We start from the raw sequence: 17815 nt of genomic DNA on the forward strand, positions 1-17815 counted from the left end.
CGCCGTGCTGGGGAGGCCGGTGGCGCACTCGCTGTCGCCGGTGCTGCACGGCGCCGCGTTCGCCGCGCTCGGCCTGACCGGCTGGACGTACGAGCGCATCGAGACCGGCGCCGACGAGCTGCCGGGCCTGGTCGACGGCCTCGGCCCGGAGTGGGCCGGGCTCTCGGTCACCATGCCGGGCAAGCGCGCGGCGCTGGACCACGCCGACGAGGTGACGCCGCGCGCGGCCGCGGTCGGCGCGGCCAACACCCTGGTCCGCACGGCGAAGGGCTGGCTCGCGGACTGCACCGACGTCGACGGCGTCACCGGGGCGCTGCGCGCGGCGGGCGGCTACGAACCGAGCCCGTCGGACACCGCGGTCGTGCTCGGCGCGGGCGGCACGGCGGCCGCGGCGGTCGTCGGGCTCGCGGCGCTCGGCGTGCGGAAAGTCCGGCTGGTCGTGCGGGAACCCGCGCGGGCGGGCGAAACGCTCGACGCGGCGAAGCGGGCTTCGCTCGACGTCGACGTGCTTCGCTGGTCCGAGACGGACTTCGCGGACCTCGGCACCGCGACGGTGCTGGTGAACACCGTGCCGCCGGACGCGGTCCGCCCGCACGTGGCCGAACTGGCGGGCGTCGCGCACGTCCTCGACGTCATCTACCACCCGTGGCCGACGCCGCTGGCCGAAGCCGTCGCCGCGCGGGGCGGCCGGCTCGCGACCGGGCTGGACATGCTGCTGCACCAGGCGTTCGGGCAGGCCGAGCACTTCACCGGGCAGCCGGCCCCGCGCGCGGCGATGCGCGACGCGCTGCGCGAAGCGACCGGGAACCTGCTGCCGCTGCCGATCAGCTGAAAATCGCTTGCGCGCGTTGATAATCTGGTCGACTGCCTTGAAGAAGGGGGTCAACCGGAATGACCAGCCAAGACGCGTTGAGCGACGACGAGATCCAGGGGATCTGGGTCGGCGAAGCGCCGCAGCTCAACTCGACCGTCACGCTCGCCGACTACGACCCGGAGTGGCCGAAGCTCTTCGAGCGCGAGGCCGAGCGGATCCGGGCCGTGCTCGGCGACCAGGTGCTCGTCCTCGAGCACGTCGGCTCGACGTCGGTGCCGGGCCTGTGCGCCAAGCCGTGCGTCGACATCCTGCTCGTGGTGCCGGATTCCGACGACGAGGACACCTACCTCCCCGCGTTGGAGGCGGCGGGCTACCGGCTCGTCATCCGCGAGCCGGACTGGGAGAAGCACCGTTGCTTCAAGGGCCCGGACACCAACGTCAACCTGCACGTGTACTCGCCCGGCAACGGCCAGACCGAGCGCTACCGGCTCCTGCGCGACCGGATGCGCGCGCACCCGGAAGAGCGTGACCTGTACGCGGCGAAGAAGCGGGAACTCGCCGCGAAGGAGTGGAAGTACGTCCAAAACTACGCCGACGCGAAGACCGAGGTGATCGAAGAGATCCTCGGCCGGGCGCGGGCGGCGCAGTACGACGCGTTCAGCGACGCCTACGCCGAGCACGCGGAGAAGAACGTCACGAACGCGCTGTACGACCGCCCGGCGATCCTCGACCTGGCCGGCGACGTGTCGGGCCGGCGCGTCCTGGACGTCGGCTGCGCGGCCGGGCACCTGAGCGCGCTGCTGGCCGAGCGGGGCGCCGACGTCCTGGGCGTCGACGCGAGCGCGGGGATGGTTTCCTCGGCGCAGCGGAAGTTCGGAGAGGTGGCGCGGTTCGAAGTCGCCGACGTGACCCGGCCGCTCCCGCTCGAGCCGGGCTCGATCGACGTCATCACGGCGTCGCTCGTGCTGCACTACCTCAAGGACTGGGGGCCGGCGCTCGCGGAGTTCCGCCGGGTCCTGAAACCCGGTGGCGCGCTGGTGTTCTCGGTGCACCACCCCGGTGAGGACTGGCACTGGTTCGACAAGGACAACTACTTCGAGGTGGAGCTGCTGGAGGACGAGTTCCCGCCCGGTCAGCGGGTGCGCTTCTACCGGCGCCCGCTGAGCTGGACGTTCCAGGCGGTCCGCGACGCGGGCTTCGCCGTCGACAAGCTGGTCGAGCCGATGCCGGTCCCGGAAGCGGCCGAAGCCGACCCGAAGTGGGCGGAGAACCTGCGGACCAAGCCGCGGTTCCTCTACTTCCGGGCGGTCAGTCCCGCTTAGCCAGGTCCTGGATGAGGTCGACGATCTCCCGGCTGACCGGGCGGAACACCCGCAGCCGGGAGAGCGCGGCCACCCGCGCGATCAGCGGGACGCTGCGCTCCACCAGCATCCGGCTGCGCTTCGTGCCGGCCGAGCGGTCGTGGATCCAGTACAGCACCACGCCCATCTGGTAGAGCCACAGCAGTTCGGGCAGCTGGTCGCGCAGCTCGGGGTCGAGCTTGACGTCGGAGCCGTCGACGACCTCGCGCATGAGGCCGATCGACGCTTCGCGGGCGGCCGAGGAGTCGTCGCTGAACGGGCTCAGCGGCGACTCCGGGTCGGCCGCGTTGACGAAGAACTGCGTGCCGAAGCGGTGGTAGGGCTCGGCGATGTCCAGCCAGCACAGCAGCACGGTCTTCAGCCGGACCGCGAAGGCGCTTTCGCCCTCGATCCGGGCGCGGCCCTCGTCGAGGTGCTGCCGGGCGATCTCGTCGTAGAAGCCCTGGATGAGCTGTTCCTTCGACGAGAAGTAGTAGTACGCGTTCCCGACGGAGACACCCGCTTCGGCGGCGATCGCGCGCATCGTCGTGCGGTCGTAGCCGTTCTCGGTGAACAGCCGCATCGCGGTCGTGACGATCAGGGACCGCGTTTCCTCGCTCTTGGCCACGTGCGGCACGTTAGCGCCGGGCACGTCAGGGCGCGGGGAAGGGCGGCACCTGCGGCATGCCGGGGTAGGGCACGGGCAGCGGCCGGGGTTCGGGCTTCGGCGCCAGGTGGCGGCGCCGGATGCCGTTGAAGACCAGCACGTTGGTCAGGTGCATCACACCGAGGATCAGCGCGACGACGCCGACCTTCACCGAAAGCAGCTCGAACACCTGCCGCGCGCTGGTCACGTCGGCGTGGCTGGTCAGGAAGAGCGTCACGAACCCCAGGCTGACCAGGTAGAAGCCGACGACCAGGAGCTGGTTGACGGCGTTGGCCAGGGCGGGGCTGTCGGCGAAGACCTCGGTCAGGAAAGTGCGGCCGTGCTTGCTCAGCGTCCGGGCCACCAGCACGGTCAGCGGGATGCTGATCAGCAGGTAGAGCGCGTAGGCGACGACTACTCGGTCCATGGTTCCTCCTCTTTTGAACGTGTTCAAGAAGGACCGTAGCCCTGTTTTTGAACACGTTCAAGCCCTGGGGCGGTGCCGGCCACTTCGTGCCACTACGGTGAGGACATGCGCATCGCGATCCTCGACGACTACCAGGACGTCGCTCTGACCTTCGGTGACTGGGACTCGCTGAAGGCCGACATCACCGTCTTCACCGAGCCGCTCACCGACGTCGTCGAGCAGCTGCAGGGCTTCGAAGTGATCGTCGCGATGCGCGAGCGCACCCGCTTCCCGGCCGAGGTGCTCGACCGGCTGCCGGACCTGGAACTGCTGGTCAGCACCGGCCCGCGCAACGCCGCCATCGACGTCCCGGCCGCGAAGCGCAACGGCGTCGTCGTGTCGCGGACCGGGTACCTCGGCGAGCCGACCGCCGAGCACACGTGGGCGCTGATCCTGGCCGCGGCGCGGAACCTGCCGCAGGAGTTCCGGTCCATGCGCGAAGGCGGCTGGCAGACGACCGTCGGGACCATGCTGCACGGCAAGACGCTCGGCCTGCTCGGCCTCGGCCGCCTCGGGGCGGGCGCGGCGAAGATCGGGCAGGCCTTCGGCATGGAGACCATCGCCTGGAGCCAGAACCTCACGCAGGAGAAGGCCGATCCGCACGGCGTGACCGCGGTGTCCAAAGAGGACCTCTTCGCCCGCTCGGACGTGCTGTCGATCCACCTGGTGCTCAGCGGGCGCACGCGCGGCCTGGTCGGGGCGGCCGAGCTGGCCGCGATGAAGCCGAGCGCGGTGCTGGTGAACACCTCCCGCGGCCCGATCGTCGACGAGGCGGCACTGGTGGACGCGTTGCGGCGCAAGGAGATCCGGGCGGCGGCACTGGACGTCTACGACCTCGAGCCGTTCCCGGCCGACCATCCACTGAGGACCATGGACAACGCGGTCCTGACCCCGCACCTGGGGTTCGTCGCGCGCGAGACGTACGAGATCTTCTACGGCGACGCGGTCGAGGACATCGCGGCCTACCAGGCGGGGGAACCGATCCGCGTCATGGAGGGTTAGGCGTGCGGCCCGCCGGGGCCCGAGGTCCCCGCACCGGCCCGGCGGCGGGCCCGCACGAGAACCATGACACCACCCGGAAAGCACCCCGGGCAGGGTCCAAAGACCCTGGTGAGGGCGTCCGTTCGGCTGAACGGCGAGCGCTCGCTGGTCGTGAGTGAGAAACAGGGTTAGAACACGGTTTCCCACTCACGAGAACGGGACCGCGTCCGGCGCGCAGGTCGTCCCTTCCGCGGGCGCCGCCAGGTCCGTCAGATACCGCGTCACGGCCGCCGAAGCGCACGCGCTCGGCGCGTCCAGCGACGTGTGGCCATACCCGTCGACCACGAGCACCCGGCCGTCACCCAGCTCCGCCGCCGTCGCCTGGGCGTTGTGCAACGGCGTCGCCGGGTCGAACCGGTTGTTCAGCACCAGGATCGGGTTCTTCCGCGCCCGGTTCCACGGCCCGGTGTACCGGTCGGCGTCGTGCGCGGGCCAGCCGACGCACTGGGCCATCGAGAACACCGAGCCCAGCCCGAAGTACGGCTGACGCTCGCTTTCCCGAGCCGCCAGAGCCGCGTAGTCCACGGGTGAGCCGGGGTTGTCGCTGTCGACGCACTGGACCGCCAGGAACGCCGCGGAGTGCGTCGGCACGTACGGGTCGAGCACCGGCGAAGCGGCACCGGAATCCGCCGGCATCGCCGCGAGGGTCTGCGCGAGCCGCTTCCACCGGCCGGACTGGTACAGCGCGCTGTCGACCGTCCGCATCAGCGATCCGACGCCCGTGGTGCGCGACGCCCGCGCGAAGACCCCGGCGAACTTCGCCTTCGGGTCGCCGCCGGAGAACGCGCACTTGGGCCCCGCCGCCGCGCACACCGCGAAGAACTGGTCCAGCTCCTGCTGCTGCGCGCCGGCGACGTCGGCGCGGACGTCGACCGGCTCCTTCTCCTGCCCCGGCTTGCCGGTCGCGTTCGCGACCAGGTCGAGCGTGCCGTCGAGGACCAGCGCGCGCACCTTGTCCGGGAACAGGTTCGCGTACGTGCCGCCCAGGTAGGTGCCGTAGGAGTAGCCGTAGAAGTTCAGCGTCGCGTCGCCGACGGCCTGGCGCAGCAGCTCCAGGTCGCGCGCCACGTTCGCCGTCGACAGGTGGCTCAGCAAGGCTCCCGAGGCGGCGCAGGACCGGCCGGTCGCGGTGCTCGCTGCGAAGAACGCGTCCGGCTGCCGCAGCGGCGACCCCGGCGCGGGCACGTGGTCGGCGCCCGGACAGCTGATCGGCGTGGACCCGCCGATCCCGCGCGGGTCGAAGCTCACCAGGTCGAACCGGGCCCGGACCTCGGCGGGGTAGCGGTCGGCGAACCGCGTCAGCTCGCCGACGCCGTCGGTGCCCGGTCCGCCGAAGTTGAAGAACAGCGAGCCGAGCCGCCGTCCCGGGTCGCTCGCCGGCAGCCGGATCACCGACAGCGTGATCGACTCGCCCTTCGGCTCGCGGTAGCTCAGCGGCACGGACGCGGCCGCGCACTGGTACTTCCCGTGGCACGGCGTCCAGCGCAGGGCCGGTACGGCGGCGCCGTTCGTCCCGAGCGCCGGCGGGACCGCGGCCGCGGCCGGGGACGCCGACGGGGGAGCGGGCGCGGCCGCGGGCGCGCTGCAGGCGGCGAGCAGGAGCAGCAGCGCGGGGAGGAGCGGCTTCACGCGCTCAATTCCGCCAGGACGGCGTCGGTGTAGCGCGGCCAGACCTCGGCGGCCCACGGGCCGAACGCGCGGTCGGTCAGCGCGACGCAGGCCGCGCCCGCGTCCGGGTCGACCCAGAGGAACGTGCCCGACTGGCCGAAGTGCCCGAAGGTGCGCGGCGAGCTGTTCGCGCCGGTCCAGTGCGGGCTCTTGTGGTCGCGGATCTCGAAGCCGAGGCCCCAGTCGTTGGGCTTCTGGTGCCCGAACCCGGGCAGCACCCCGGACAGGCCCGGGAACACGACGTTCGTCGCCTCGGCGACGGTGGCCGGGTCGAGCAGCTTGGGGGACTGCAGCTCGGCGGCGAACGCGGCCAGGTCGTCCACAGTGGACACGACGTCGGCGGCGGGTGAGCCGTCGAGCGTGGTGCTCGTCATGCCGAGCGGGGCGAACAGCGCTTCGGCCTGGTACTGGGCGAAGGGGATGCCGGAGTGCTCGGCCAGCGCGTCGGCGAGCTCTTCGAACCCGGCGTTGGAGTAGAGCCGCCGGGTGCCGGGCTCGGCCATGGCCTTGTGCGCGTCGAACGCGAGACCGGAGGTGTGGGCCAGCAGGTGCCGCACGGTCGAGCCCTCGGGACCGGCCGGGGTGTCCAGGTCGACGACGCCCTCTTCGATCGCGATGAGCGCCGCGTAGGCGGTCAGCGGCTTGCTGACCGAGGCCAGCCGGAACTTCCGCGCGGTGTCGCCGTGGCGGCCCGCGACGGTGCCGTCCGCCGTCACCACGGCCGTCGCGGCGGTGTCCACCGGCCACTCGTCGATCAGGCGCACGCTCTCCATGCGTCCACCCTACGAAACGCCGCGAAGGCCTCCGCACCGGTGTCGGGGACCGGTGCGAAGGCCTTCGCGGTTGTACTACCTCAGGCGTCGAGGTCGGTGGCGACCAGCTGGGCGACCGCTTCCACGGCCTCTTCGGCGCCCTCACCCTCGGCGCTGATCACGACCTCGTCGCCGTAGCCGGCGGCGAGGGTCATCAGGTTGAGCACGCTGCCGGCGGCCACCGGGCTCCCGCCGGCCTTGGCGATCTGCACCGCGACGGGTTGCGCCGCGGCCGCCTTCGCCACCAGCGCGGCCGGCCTGGCGTGCAGGCCCACCTTGCTCGCCACGGCGACGCGTTTCTCCGGCATGTTCGTCCTCTCGCTTCTGGGGTTTACGTCGGTACGGATGTTACGCGGCGGCCGTGCGCTCGAGGTCCGACTCGATCGAGTCGTCCTCGCGGCCCGGGGTGCGCAGGTTCCACTTGGTGATCGCGAAGCGGAAGACCACGTAGTAGATCACGGCGTAGACGAGACCGATCGGGATCAGCAGCCACGGCTTCTGCGCCGCCGGGGCGCCGAAGTTGAGGATGTAGTCGATCGCGCCGGCGGAGAAGTTGAAGCTCTGGTGGATGCCCAGCGCGTTGCAGATCGCCAGCGAGGTGCCGGTCATGATCGCGTGGAACAGGTAGAGCGGCCACGCGACGAACATGAACGAGAACTCGATCGGCTCGGTCACACCGGTGAGGAACGAGGTCAGCGCACCGGCGATCATCACACCGCCGACGACCTTCTTCTGCGCCGGGCGGGCCGTCTGCCAGATCGCCAGCGCGGCGGCGGGCAGGGCGAACATGAAGATCGGGAAGAAGCCCGTGGTGAACGAACCCGCCGACATCTTGCCCGCGACGAAGTTGTTGATGTCGCCGCCGTCGAAGATGAACCACACCGGCACGTTCAGCAGCTGGTGCAGACCGACCGGGATGAGCAGGCGGTTCAGCGCGCCGTAGATGCCGCCACCGACGATCGGGGACGCGGTGACCGCGTCACCGGCGGCCTGGATGCCCTGGTCGACCCAGTGGAAGACCAGGCCGAAGATCACGCCGAGGATGACCATGACGGCCGCGGTGATGATCGGGACGAACCGGCGGCCACCGAAGAACGCCAGGTAGGCGGGCAGCTTGATGCGGTGGTACTTCTGCCACAGCAGCGCCGCCACGATGCCGACCACGACACCGGCCAGCACCGAGTACGGCCACTTGATCGGCGCCAGCTCGGTCGCGCCCGCCTTGTAGCCGGGCAGGTCGGCCAGCGGTGCGAACACCTGGACGACGGCGCTGAAGACGAAGAAGCCGACGACCGCCGCGACGGCGGTCGAGCCGTCGCCCTTCTTGGCGAAGCCGACAGCGATGCCGACCGCGAACAGCAGCGGCAGCCAGTTGAACAGCGTGCCGCCACCGGCGGCCAGCACCGAGGCGACCTTGTTCCAGCCGAGGCCGTCCTTGCCGAGCATGTCGTCCTGGCCGAGCCGGAGCAGGATGCCCGCCGCCGGGAGCACGGCGATCGGGAGCATGAGGCTACGGCCGAAGCGCTGAAGACCGGCGAGACCGCTGCCGCTCTTCTTCGCCCCCTCCGCGGTGGTGGAGCTCATCTGGATCCTCCATAGTGGGGTGGTTGACCGGGTTCCGGGGTGTTCCGGTCCAACTGCATGGTCACCTGGTAGTGATCTCCCCGGTACCAGGACGTGATGTCTTCGATCGGGTCCCCGCCTGCGCTGGAGACCCGGCGGAACACGAGCAGGGGGCTGCCGGCGCGCATGCCGAGCAACCGGGCCGTCTCGCGGTCCGCTCCTTCGGCCCAGACCGTCTGCCACGCCTGGTCGGGACGCACGTCGTACGTCTCGGCCAGCTGCGCGTAGATGGACTGGGTCAGGTCGAGCTCGAGCAGGCCGGGAGCCCGGCCCGCGTGGTACCAGCCCCGTTCGACGGCCAGGGGCACGCCGTCGGCGTGGCGCAACCGCACCAGGTGGTGCGCGGGGGCGCCCTCGGTGAGGCCGAGGGCGTGCGCCGATGCGGTCGGCGGGACCTCGGTGGCCGCGGAGACCACCTCGGTCGTCGGGGTGAGCCCGCGCCGCCGCATGTCGTCGGTGAACGACATGAGGTAGAGCTGCAGCTCCATCCGCCGGGCCGCGGTGAACGTGCCCTTGCCCCGGACGCGGGCGAGCAGCCCTTCCTCGACCAGCTTGCCGATCGCCGATCTGACCGTGAGCCGCGACACGCCGTAGCGCTGGGCGAGCTCGCGTTCCGACGGGATCGGCGCGCCGGGCGGGAGTTCCCGTTCCACCGTGCGGCGGAGGATCTCCCGCAGCTGGGCGTGCTTGGGCGTGGGCCCGTTGACGACCCGGTCGGGTGGCGGGACGTGCGCGGCCGCGCTCATCGGCGTCACCCTCCTCGTTCTCCTGTCACCGGGGGACCGGTGCTCGCATCCGGCCCGGAACATTGGTACGTTCCGGTCTAGACCAATGATCCGATGGGGCAGGATGCTCCGCCGTGCGGACGGGTGTCAACCACCGTTATCCGTTCGTGGCCCGCGGCGGGGTGCATGCCGACGAACGGCGTAGTACAGGTGGACACGCGGTTCGCGTCAGGTTGGGAACAAACAGTGATCAAGGAGACCGCGATGGCGGATGACAGGCCCGAAAAGATCCTCGCCGCACTCGGCGGCACGGGGAACCTCACCGAGATCGAGGGCTGCATCACGCGGCTGCGCTGCGAGGTCGAGGACATGAGCCTCGTCGACGAAGCGGCGCTGAAGAAGGCCGGCGCGATGGGCGTCGTGAAGATGGGGTCGACGGCGCTGCAGGTGATCGTCGGGCCGGAGGCGGACACGATCGCCAGCGACATCGAGGACCTGCTGTGAGCCTGGAGATCCTCAGCCCGGTGGCCGGGCGCGTGGTGCCGATCACCGAGGTCCCGGACCCGGTGTTCGCGCAGGCCATGGTGGGTCCGGGCATCGCCGTGCAGCCCGCCGGCGGTCGGTCGGACGCGGTCGCGCCGGTCGACGGCACCGTCGCGACGCTGCACCCGCACGCCTACGTCGTCGCGACCGAGGACGGCAAGGCCGTGCTGGTGCACCTCGGGATCGACACGGTCAAGGAGAAGGGCGAAGGCTTCACGCTGCACGTCGTCAAGGGCGAGCAGGTGCGGGCCGGGCAGCCGATCGTCAGCTGGGACCCGGAGGCGGTGACCGCGGCGGGCTATTCGGCGATCGTCCCGGTCGTCGCGCTGGACGCCTCGGCCGACGTTCTGTCCGGTTTGGACGCCGAGCGCGATGTCGCGGCCGGCGAGAAGCTGTTCGGTTGGGACGCCTGAGTCGCTTCTGTCACACGGAGAGCCCTTGCGGACGGGGACCGTCCACAAGGGCTCTCCGGCGTTCCCGGCTCGTCAGCCGGCGACGACCTTCCCGTTTTCGACCTTCACCGGCACGCTCGGCAGCGGCTTGTTCGCCGGGCCCTGCTTGACCTCCCCGGTGAGGGCGTTGAACACCGAGCCGTGGCACGGGCAGACGAGGTCGGCGCCCTTCGGTGCGACCGTGCAGCCCTGGTGCGTGCAGATCGCGCTGAACGCGGCGCAGGCCGATTCGGACGTCCGGGCCACGATCACGTCGGAGCCGTCCGGCGCTTTGGCGGCCTTCGCCTGCCCGACCGGGACGTCCGCGAGCGCGACCAGCGGCGTCCCGGCGGCGATCGGCGCCTGGGCGGTGCCGGACTTGGCGTTGTCCGAAGAGCAGGCGGTGAGCGCGACGGCGCCGACGGCGGCACCGGCGACGGCGGCACCCGTGGTCAGGACGGTGCGGCGGGAGTGCAGTTCGGCAGTCATGCCCTAATGAACGAGATCGACACCGCATCGGTTCAATCCGCGGTGAACCCGATCGGCCCCTGTTCCGTGTATGTACCCGAGTGGGTGTGGAGTGGAGGAACGATCATGGTGGGTTGGGTTCTACGCATCGTCGTGGCGGCCGCGCTGCTCGGCTCGGCGGGCGTGCACTACTTCTTGTGGACCGAGGACTACCCGGGCATCGTCGGGCCGTTGTTCCTGCTCGACGCGATCGGCGGCCTGGTCCTCGCGATCGCGGTGCTGGCCTGGCGGCACTGGCTGCCGGCGCTGGGCGCGGTCGGGTTCGGCGTCCTGACGCTCGGCGCGTACGTGCTGGCCGCGACGGTCGGGTTCGCCGGGAACCACGACCAGTTCAACAGCCAGCCGGAGTACTGGGGCGTGATCACCGAGGCGGTCTGCATCGTCGGCGGCCTCGCGCTGCTGTTCGTGAAGGACCGGCGCCGGGTCTCGGCCTGAGTTCGTGGGGGAAGTCGCCGAAGACGCGTTGATGCGCGCGCTCCACGAGGAGCACGCCGCCGCGCTGTGGTCGTACGCGCTCCACCTGACGTCCGGGGACCGGATCCGGGCCGAGGACGTCGTCCAGGAGACGCTGCTGCGCGCCTGGCGGTCGACGACGGTGCTGGACCAGTCGACGGGTTCGGCGCGGGCGTGGCTGTTCACGGTCGCGCGGCGCATCGCGATCGACGGCTGGCGCTCGGCGTCGGCCCGCTCCGAGGTGGTCACCGACCAGCCGCCGGAACGCGCGGTCGCGGACGGCACCGACCGCGCGGTGCAGGGCTGGCTGGTGGCCGAGGCGCTCGCCGAGCTGTCGGAGCGGCACCGCGAGGTGCTGCTCCTGTGTTACTTCCAGGGCTATTCCGTAGCGGACGCGGCGACGCGCCTGGGCGTGGCCGAAGGGACGGTCAAGTCGCGCACGCACTACGCGTTGCGCGCCCTGCGCCTGGTGCTCGAGGAGAGGGGGGTGACCCAGTGAGCGAGGACCCGTTCGCGACGTTCGACGCGGCGTACGTCCTCGGGGCGCTGTCCCCCGAGGACCGCCAGCGGTTCGAAGCGCACCTGCGGACGTGCGACCGCTGCGCGGCATCGGTGCGCGAGCTGGCGGGGCTGCCGGGGTTGCTGGCCAGGGTCGACGCGCCGGCGGTCACGCCCGAGCTGGCGGCGCCCCCGCCGGATCTGCTGCCGAAGGTGCTCCGCAGGGTCCGTCGTGGCCGCCGGATCCGGTTGGCGGTGACGTCGGCCTCGGCGGCGCTGGCGGTGTCGGCGTGCGTGGCGCTGGCGGTGGTGGCGTCGGCGCCCGCCCCGTCCCCGGGCATCGCGATGACGGCGCTGGGCGCGTTCCCGGTCCGCGCGGACGCCCGCCTCGACGCGTTCGACTGGGGCACCCAGGTCGACATGTCGTGCAGCTACACGGGCGACCGCAGCAGCGGCGAGTACGTCCTGGTGGCGATCTCGCGGTCGGGAGCCGAGACGCAGCTGGCGACGTGGAAGGCGGTGCCCGACAACACGGCCCGCATCGTGATCGGGACGGCGTTGAAGAGGACCGACCTGGCGGCGCTGGAGGTACGCGGGGGCAGCGGGCGCCCGTTGCTGCGGTTGACGTTGTGACGGGTGGGGCTCGTCCGGGACGCAGGGGGTCCCGGACGAGCCCTGGTCTTTGCTTTCGTATCGCTCACAGGAGTGAAAACCGGCGCGGAACGTCGCGAACGGTCCTTTCGCTACGCCCGGCATTTGCCCAGCTCAGCCGGGTGGCGGCAGCCTGGAGCCATGTCCTCGACGATCTTGCTCCTCGCCGCCGCGCTGACCACGGCGCCCGTCACGGCCCGTGCCCTCGACCGAGCCGGGGCCCCGATCCCGCGTCGGTTCGCGGCGATGCTGGCGGCTCTCGGTGTCACGGTGGTCTCGGCACGCTGGCTGGCCGGGGCCTGGCCGACGTGGTGGCTGCCGGTGCCGGTGGCGCTGACGGTCATCGCGGTCCCGCTGGCCTTGGCCGACCTTCGTCACCTGCGCCTCCCGGACATCTTGACGTTGCCGGCGTACCCGCTGTTAGGGGCAGCGACCGGCGCGGCGGCCTTCGGCGGCGGAGGCCCGTCTTTGGCGGTACGCGCGGCTGCGGGACTGGTCTTGTTCGGCGGCGCGCACGTGCTGGTGGCCCGCTTGGCGCCGGGCAGCTTGGGCGCGGGAGACGTGAAGCTGTCCGGCAGCCTGGGCATGGTTTTGGGAGCGTCTGGCTGGCCCGCGCTCGCGTTGGCGGCGGTCTTGGCAGCGGTGTTCAGCTTGGCCCTCGCGCTCGCCCACGCAGCCCGAGCCAGCGCACGAGCACGCAGGGCGGCGGCTCGGCACCCCGCTGCGGTCGACCGGCGGCTGGCGGAGCCTGCGGTCGATCGACAGCCCGCCAGCCCGCGACCGGCGCCCAGCCCGCGCCCGGCGGAGCCCGCGGCCGACCGGCAACCCGCCAGATCAGCACCCCATCCGCGACCGGCACCCAGCCCGCGAGCGGCGGAGCCCACGGCCGACCTGCAAGCCGCCAGATCGGCAACCCGTCCGCGACCGGCACCCAGCCCGCAGCCAGCGGAGTCTGCGGCCAACCTGCACCTGACCGGCCCTGCATCGCCGGCAGCTGCCCGGCGCCCGGCCGCGCCCAGCCCGCGAGCGGTCCCGACCCGCAACCCCGCGCCCGGCCGGAACCCCGCTGCCACCTCGCGATCGGCGCCCAACCCGCACCCCACGGCCGACCTGCGCCCCGCTGGCCCTGCATCGCCGGCACATGCCCGGCGCCGGGGCGCGCCACCGGCACCCTGCCCGCGAGCGGCCCCGACCCGCAACCCCGCGTCAGCCTCCCGACCAGCGCCCACCCCGCGTCCCGCTGCTCCCTTCAGCGGCCCCCGCGTGCCCCACGGTCCGGCGCTCCTCGCCGCCACCTGGCTGTGCGCCCTCTTCCCGGGTGCGCCATGACCGGAACACTCTTCGGGCCCGCCCGGCCCCCGTGACAGGATTGAGCCCATGTTGCGCTGGATCACCGCAGGTGAATCGCACGGACCCGCGCTGGCCGCCGTGCTCGAAGGCATGCCCGCCGGCGTCGGCGTCACCACCGCCGACGTCACCGAGCAGCTCGCCCGGCGCCGCCTGGGCTTCGGGCGCAGCCCGCGGATGGGCTTCGAGACCGACCACATCGACTTCCTCGGCGGCGTCCGCCACGGCCTCACCCAGGGCGGCCCGGTCGCGATCCAGATCGAGAACGCCGAGTGGCCCAAGTGGGAGCAGGTCATGGCGGCCGACCCGGTCGACCCGCAGGTCCTCGAAGGCCTCGCCCGCAACGAACCGCTCACCCGCCCCCGCCCCGGCCACGCCGACCTGCCCGGCATGCAGAAGTACGGCTTCGACGAAGCGCGCCCCGTCCTCGAGCGGGCCAGCGCCCGCGAGACGGCGTCGCGGACCGCGCTCGGCACCGTCGCGCGCAACTACCTGAAGCAACTGCTCGGCGTCGAAATCCTCAGCCACGTCGTCTCGATCGGCGCGGCCGACGCCCCCGAGGGGCCGCTGCCCAAACCCGAAGACCTCGCGGCCATCGACGAGAGTCCGGTCCGCGCCTTCAGCCAGGAAGGCACCGACGCCATGGTCGCCGAGGTCGACGCCGTGCGGAAGGCGGGCGACACCGTCGGCGGCGTGATCGAGGTCCTCGCCTACGGCCTCCCGCCGGGCCTCGGCTCCCACGTCCACTGGGACCGGCGGCTCGACGCCCGCCTCGCCGGCGCGCTGATGGGCGTCCAGGCCATGAAGGGCGTCGAGGTCGGCGACGGCTTCACCACCGCCCGCCGCTGGGGCAGCCAGGCGCACGACGAGATCGACCGCGGCACCGGCCCGGTCGGCGTCACCCGCCGGTCCAACCGCGCGGGCGGCCTCGAAGGCGGCATCACCAACGGCGAGCCGCTGCGGGTGCGCGTCGCGATGAAGCCGATCTCGACCGTCCCCAAAGCACTGTCCACAGTGGACGTCAAGACCGGCGAGCCGGCCGTCGCGATCCACCAGCGCTCGGACGTCTGCGCCGTGCCGCGCGCCGGTGTCGTGCTGGAGTCGGTCGTGGCGCTCGTCCTCGCCGACGCCGCGCTCGAGAAGTTCGGCGGCGACTCCCTCGCCGAAAGCAAGCGCAACGCCGAGGCGTACCTGAAGGCCCTCGAGGAGCGCTGGTGAGCCCTCGCGCGGTGGTCGTCGGCCCGCCCGGCTCGGGCAAGAGCACGGTCGGACCGCTGCTCGCCAAGGCACTCGGCGTCGAATTCCGCGACAGCGACGACGACATCGTCGCGCGCACCGGGCGCAGCATCGCCGACATCTTCGCGGAGGACGGCGAACCCGCTTTCCGCGCGCTGGAAGAAGAAGCGGTCACGACGGCGCTCGCGGAGCACGCCGGCGTGCTGTCCCTCGGCGGCGGCGCCCCGCTCACCCCGGGCACCCGGGCGCGGCTGGCCGAACACACCGTCGTGTTCCTCAACGTCGGCCTCGCCGCCGGCGTGCAGCGCACCGGCTTGTCGAGTGCGCGGCCGCTGCTGGCCGGGGTGAACCCCCGCGCCACGTTCAAGAAACTGCTCGACGAGCGGGTGCCCGTCTACCGCGAGGTCGCCACCGTCGAGGTCGTCACCGACGACCGGACGCCCGCCGAGATCGTCGCGGACCTCGCCGCGCGGCTCGCCCCCGCCGAAGCCAAGGAGTGAATCACCCCGTGTCCGATCCGGTGCGCATCCCGGTCGCCACTGCCCATCCCTACGACGTCGTGGTCGGTCGCGGCCTGCTCGGTGACCTCACCACGCAGCTGGCCGACGCCTCGAAGATCGCGCTGATCCACCCGCCGACGCTGACCACGACGGCCGAGGCCATCCGCGACGAGCTGATCGCGGCCGGGCTCGACGCCCACCGCGTCGAAATCCCGGACGCCGAGGACGGCAAGGCGCTCAGCGTCGCGAGCTTCTGCTGGGAGGTGCTCGGCCGGATCGGGCTGGACCGCCGCGGGGTGGTCGTCGGGCTCGGCGGCGGCGCCGTCACCGACCTCGCCGGGTTCGTCGCGGGCACGTGGATGCGCGGAGTCCGGCTGGTCAACGTCCCGACGACGTTGCTCGGCATGGTCGACGCCGCCGTCGGCGGCAAGACCGGCATCAACACCGAGGCCGGCAAGAACCTCGTCGGGGTGTTCCACGAGCCGAGCGCGGTGTTCGTCGACCTCGCGACGCTGGAAACGCTGCCACCGAACGAGCTCGTCGCCGGGATGGCCGAGGTCGTGAAGACCGGCTTCATCGCCGACCCGCGGATCCTCGAGCTGATCGAGGCCGACCCGGCCGCGGCGCTCGACGCGAGCGGCGAGGTGCTGGGCGAGCTGGTCCGCCGGTCGATCCAGGTCAAGGCCGACGTCGTCGCCGCCGACCTGCGCGAGTCGGACCTGCGGGAGATCCTCAACTACGGCCACACGCTCGGCCACGCCATCGAGCGCCGCGAGCGGTACCGGTGGCGCCACGGCGCCGCGGTGAGCGTCGGGCTGGTCTTCGCCGCCGAGCTGGCGCGCCTCGCGGGACGGCTCGACGACGCCACCGCCGAGCGGCACGCCGCCGTGCTGAAGCTGCTCGGCCTGCCGACGACGTACGACGCCGACGCGTTGCCGCAGCTGCTGGAAACCATGAAGGGCGACAAGAAGACCCGGTCGGGGGTGCTGCGGTTCGTCGTCCTCGACGGCCTCGCCAAGCCCGGCCGGCTCGAGGGCCCGGACCCGTCGCTGCTGGCGGCCGCGTACTCGGCGATCGCCGCCGATGCTCCGAAGGCCGGCGGGAGCGTGCTGCTGTGAAGGCGTTCGTGTTCAACGGCCCCAACCTCGGGCGGCTCGGCAAGCGCGAGCCGTCGGTGTACGGCTCGACCACTCACGACGACCTCGCGGCGCTGTGCGTCGAGGCGGGGGAGGAGCTGGGCATCGAGGTCGAGGTCCGGCAGACCGACCACGAGGGCGAGATGGTCGGCTGGCTGCACGAAGCGGCCGACGGCGGCCACCCGGTGGTGCTGAACGCGGGCGCGTGGACGCACTACTCGATCGCGGTGCGCGACGCCGCGGCGCAGCTGTCCGCGCCGCTGATCGAGCTGCACATCTCGAACGTGCACAAGCGGGAGGCGTTCCGGCACCACAGTGTGCTGTCGGACATCGCGACCGCGGTGATCGCCGGCCTGGGCGTCGACGGCTACCCGCTCGCCCTGCGGTGGCTCGCCGCGCACCCGGGATGACGCTGCCGGAGCTGACCACGGCGCGGCTGAAGCTGCGTCAGCTGGTCGAGGCCGACCGCGAAGCCGTCGTGAAGGTGTTCTCCGATCCGGAGATGAGCCGGTTCTTCGCAGCGGACTTTTCGGACCCGGCCGCGGCGAGCGCGATGGTCGACCGCCGCCTGTCCTACCGCGGCCCGGCGGGCCAGGGCCACTGGGTGATCGAGCGCGACGGCGAGGTGATCGGCGTCGCGCACCTGCGGCCGTCGTCGGAGCTGCCGGGCGGGGTCGCCGAGCTGGGCTACTACGTCGCGAGCGCGCACGCGGGCCAGGGGCTGGCGACCGAGGCGGCCCGGGCGGTGCTCGACCACGGCCTCGACGCGCTCGGGCTCCCGGCCATCTGGGCCCTGGTGCACGAGAACAACGCGGCGAGCCGCAAAGTGGCCGGGCGCTTGGGTTTCCTCGACGTGGGCAGCGGAATCCACTACGGCGACCTGCACCGGGTCCTGGTCGCGACGGCGCCGGTCCACGGGCGGCCGCACCACATCGAGCTGTGGGTGCCGGACCTGGCCGAGGCGGAGCGGAGCTGGGGCTGGTTGCTAGGCGAGCTGGGCTGGCGAGAGTTCCAACGCTGGCCGGCGGGAGTCAGCTGGCGCCGCGGCGGCACGTACTTGGTGGTCGAGGAGTCCCCGGCGATGAGCGCTCCGACGCACGAGCGCACGCGGCCGGGGCTGAACCACTTGGCGCTGCACGTGGCCACCCGAGCCGAGGTGGACGCGTTGGTGGAGAGCGCACCAGACCACGGCTGGCACGGGATGTTCGCCGACCGCTACCCGTACGCGGGCGGCGAGGCCCACTACGCGGCGTACCTCGAGAACGACGCGGGTTTCGAGGTCGAGCTGGTCGCGCTCGAAGGCCCACCGGCCGGGGACTGACCCACGCCTGGGACGCCCGGCACCGGAGGCCCCGGC

Annotated in this window: 22 protein-coding genes; 14 read left to right on the plus strand and 8 right to left on the minus strand. The window is 72.2% G+C overall.

Annotated elements, in window-relative coordinates:
• The first annotated feature begins 4 nt into the window (after positions 1-4).
• Positions 5-832 carry a shikimate dehydrogenase gene (locus ACIRSS_RS03020; protein ID WP_400893356.1) on the plus strand — a complete coding sequence of 276 codons (828 nt, stop codon included), beginning with the start codon at positions 5-7 and terminating at the stop codon, positions 830-832.
• Positions 833-891: 59 nt separating this feature from the next.
• Positions 892-2136 (plus strand): GrpB family protein, encoded by a 1245-nt coding sequence (locus tag ACIRSS_RS03025; RefSeq protein WP_400889920.1) that lies wholly within the window; start codon positions 892-894, stop codon positions 2134-2136.
• On the opposite strand, the gene ACIRSS_RS03030 is transcribed toward ACIRSS_RS03025, so the two are convergent.
• Together ACIRSS_RS03030 and ACIRSS_RS03035 are read right to left on the minus strand one after the other, a co-directional pair.
• The gene (locus ACIRSS_RS03030) at positions 2123-2782 is read right to left on the minus strand and encodes a TetR/AcrR family transcriptional regulator (RefSeq protein ID WP_400889922.1); all 660 of its coding nucleotides are present in this window, start codon (positions 2780-2782) and stop codon (positions 2123-2125) included. The two genes, ACIRSS_RS03025 and ACIRSS_RS03030, sit on opposite strands and share 14 nt — an antisense overlap.
• A gap of 25 nt (positions 2783-2807) precedes the next feature.
• Positions 2808-3227, minus strand: coding sequence for a hypothetical protein (locus ACIRSS_RS03035; protein ID WP_400889924.1), 420 nt, complete (start codon positions 3225-3227; stop codon positions 2808-2810).
• A 105-nt stretch (positions 3228-3332) separates the two neighbouring features.
• Between ACIRSS_RS03035 and ACIRSS_RS03040 the strand changes: the two genes are divergently transcribed.
• Positions 3333-4268 (plus strand): D-2-hydroxyacid dehydrogenase family protein, encoded by a 936-nt coding sequence (locus ACIRSS_RS03040; protein ID WP_400889926.1) that lies wholly within the window; start codon positions 3333-3335, stop codon positions 4266-4268.
• Positions 4269-4454: 186 nt separating this feature from the next.
• Here ACIRSS_RS03040 and ACIRSS_RS03045 read toward each other — a convergent pair whose 3' ends face one another.
• The 5 genes from ACIRSS_RS03045 to ACIRSS_RS03065 form a co-directional block, all read right to left on the minus strand.
• Positions 4455-5936: an alpha/beta hydrolase gene (locus ACIRSS_RS03045; RefSeq protein ID WP_400889928.1), complete on the minus strand. Its 1482-nt coding sequence runs from the start codon at positions 5934-5936 to the stop codon at positions 4455-4457.
• Complete coding sequence (locus ACIRSS_RS03050; RefSeq protein WP_400889930.1) at positions 5933-6748, minus strand: serine hydrolase domain-containing protein; 816 nt, start codon at positions 6746-6748, stop codon at positions 5933-5935. Before ACIRSS_RS03050 ends, ACIRSS_RS03045 begins: the two co-directional genes overlap by 4 nt.
• A gap of 80 nt (positions 6749-6828) precedes the next feature.
• Positions 6829-7095 carry an HPr family phosphocarrier protein gene (locus tag ACIRSS_RS03055; protein ID WP_013224593.1) on the minus strand — a complete coding sequence of 89 codons (267 nt, stop codon included), beginning with the start codon at positions 7093-7095 and terminating at the stop codon, positions 6829-6831.
• A gap of 40 nt (positions 7096-7135) precedes the next feature.
• Positions 7136-8371 (minus strand): PTS transporter subunit EIIC, encoded by a 1236-nt coding sequence (locus ACIRSS_RS03060; RefSeq protein WP_400889932.1) that lies wholly within the window; start codon positions 8369-8371, stop codon positions 7136-7138.
• A complete protein-coding gene (locus ACIRSS_RS03065) occupies positions 8368-9156 on the minus strand; it encodes a GntR family transcriptional regulator (RefSeq protein WP_086678278.1) in 789 nt (262 codons plus the stop codon). The genes ACIRSS_RS03060 and ACIRSS_RS03065 overlap by 4 nt, the downstream gene beginning before the upstream one ends.
• A gap of 243 nt (positions 9157-9399) precedes the next feature.
• On the opposite strand from ACIRSS_RS03065, the gene ACIRSS_RS03070 reads away from it, so the two are divergent.
• Positions 9400-9639, plus strand: a complete 240-nt coding sequence (locus ACIRSS_RS03070; protein WP_400889934.1) for a glucose PTS transporter subunit EIIB — start codon at positions 9400-9402, stop codon at positions 9637-9639.
• Entirely contained in the window at positions 9636-10091 is a 456-nt protein-coding gene (locus ACIRSS_RS03075; protein WP_400889936.1) for a PTS glucose transporter subunit IIA, read from the plus strand. Before ACIRSS_RS03070 ends, ACIRSS_RS03075 begins: the two co-directional genes overlap by 4 nt.
• Positions 10092-10163: 72 nt before the next feature.
• Here the strand turns inward: ACIRSS_RS03075 and ACIRSS_RS03080 are convergent, their stop codons facing one another.
• Positions 10164-10598: a ubiquinol-cytochrome c reductase iron-sulfur subunit gene (locus ACIRSS_RS03080; protein ID WP_400889938.1), complete on the minus strand. Its 435-nt coding sequence runs from the start codon at positions 10596-10598 to the stop codon at positions 10164-10166.
• Positions 10599-10703: 105 nt separating this feature from the next.
• Here ACIRSS_RS03080 and ACIRSS_RS03085 point away from each other — a divergent pair, with 105 nt between their 5' ends.
• From ACIRSS_RS03085 to ACIRSS_RS03125, 9 genes are all read left to right on the plus strand, one after another.
• Entirely contained in the window at positions 10704-11072 is a 369-nt protein-coding gene (locus ACIRSS_RS03085; RefSeq protein ID WP_400889940.1) for a hypothetical protein, read from the plus strand.
• Positions 11073-11076: 4 nt separating this feature from the next.
• Complete coding sequence (locus ACIRSS_RS03090) at positions 11077-11589, plus strand: sigma-70 family RNA polymerase sigma factor (RefSeq protein WP_400889942.1); 513 nt, start codon at positions 11077-11079, stop codon at positions 11587-11589.
• Positions 11586-12221, plus strand: a complete 636-nt coding sequence (locus ACIRSS_RS03095) for an anti-sigma factor family protein (protein WP_400889944.1) — start codon at positions 11586-11588, stop codon at positions 12219-12221. Before ACIRSS_RS03090 ends, ACIRSS_RS03095 begins: the two co-directional genes overlap by 4 nt.
• A gap of 264 nt (positions 12222-12485) precedes the next feature.
• Positions 12486-13568 (plus strand): prepilin peptidase, encoded by a 1083-nt coding sequence (locus ACIRSS_RS03100; RefSeq protein WP_400893358.1) that lies wholly within the window; start codon positions 12486-12488, stop codon positions 13566-13568.
• A 48-nt stretch (positions 13569-13616) separates the two neighbouring features.
• Positions 13617-14804: a chorismate synthase gene (gene aroC, locus ACIRSS_RS03105; protein WP_400889946.1), complete on the plus strand. Its 1188-nt coding sequence runs from the start codon at positions 13617-13619 to the stop codon at positions 14802-14804.
• Entirely contained in the window at positions 14801-15322 is a 522-nt protein-coding gene (locus ACIRSS_RS03110) for a shikimate kinase (RefSeq protein ID WP_400889948.1), read from the plus strand. Before aroC ends, ACIRSS_RS03110 begins: the two co-directional genes overlap by 4 nt.
• Positions 15323-15330: 8 nt before the next feature.
• A complete protein-coding gene (aroB, locus tag ACIRSS_RS03115; protein ID WP_400889950.1) occupies positions 15331-16440 on the plus strand; it encodes a 3-dehydroquinate synthase in 1110 nt (369 codons plus the stop codon).
• A complete protein-coding gene (gene aroQ / locus ACIRSS_RS03120) occupies positions 16437-16868 on the plus strand; it encodes a type II 3-dehydroquinate dehydratase (protein WP_400889952.1) in 432 nt (143 codons plus the stop codon). Before aroB ends, aroQ begins: the two co-directional genes overlap by 4 nt.
• Entirely contained in the window at positions 16865-17779 is a 915-nt protein-coding gene (locus tag ACIRSS_RS03125; RefSeq protein WP_400889954.1) for a GNAT family N-acetyltransferase, read from the plus strand. Before aroQ ends, ACIRSS_RS03125 begins: the two co-directional genes overlap by 4 nt.
• The last annotated feature ends 36 nt before the right edge of the window (positions 17780-17815 follow it).

It is taken from the genome of Amycolatopsis sp. NPDC101161 (assembly GCF_044768185.1).
Taxonomy (GTDB): domain Bacteria; phylum Actinomycetota; class Actinomycetes; order Mycobacteriales; family Pseudonocardiaceae; genus Amycolatopsis.

Coding starts and splice junctions, on each gene's coding strand:
- ACIRSS_RS03025 (WP_400889920.1), top strand. CDS start 892: ATGACCAGCCAAGACGCGTTGAGCGACGACGAGATCCAGGGGATCTGG.
- ACIRSS_RS03035 (WP_400889924.1), bottom strand. CDS start 3,227: ATGGACCGAGTAGTCGTCGCCTACGCGCTCTACCTGCTGATCAGCATC.
- ACIRSS_RS03040 (WP_400889926.1), top strand. CDS start 3,333: ATGCGCATCGCGATCCTCGACGACTACCAGGACGTCGCTCTGACCTTC.
- ACIRSS_RS03050 (WP_400889930.1), bottom strand. CDS start 6,748: ATGGAGAGCGTGCGCCTGATCGACGAGTGGCCGGTGGACACCGCCGCG.
- ACIRSS_RS03055 (WP_013224593.1), bottom strand. CDS start 7,095: ATGCCGGAGAAACGCGTCGCCGTGGCGAGCAAGGTGGGCCTGCACGCC.
- ACIRSS_RS03060 (WP_400889932.1), bottom strand. CDS start 8,371: ATGAGCTCCACCACCGCGGAGGGGGCGAAGAAGAGCGGCAGCGGTCTC.
- ACIRSS_RS03065 (WP_086678278.1), bottom strand. CDS start 9,156: ATGAGCGCGGCCGCGCACGTCCCGCCACCCGACCGGGTCGTCAACGGG.
- ACIRSS_RS03070 (WP_400889934.1), top strand. CDS start 9,400: ATGGCGGATGACAGGCCCGAAAAGATCCTCGCCGCACTCGGCGGCACG.
- ACIRSS_RS03080 (WP_400889938.1), bottom strand. CDS start 10,598: ATGACTGCCGAACTGCACTCCCGCCGCACCGTCCTGACCACGGGTGCC.
- ACIRSS_RS03085 (WP_400889940.1), top strand. CDS start 10,704: ATGGTGGGTTGGGTTCTACGCATCGTCGTGGCGGCCGCGCTGCTCGGC.
- ACIRSS_RS03100 (WP_400893358.1), top strand. CDS start 12,486: ATGCTGGCGGCTCTCGGTGTCACGGTGGTCTCGGCACGCTGGCTGGCC.
- aroC (WP_400889946.1), top strand. CDS start 13,617: ATGTTGCGCTGGATCACCGCAGGTGAATCGCACGGACCCGCGCTGGCC.
- ACIRSS_RS03125 (WP_400889954.1), top strand. CDS start 16,865: ATGACGCTGCCGGAGCTGACCACGGCGCGGCTGAAGCTGCGTCAGCTG.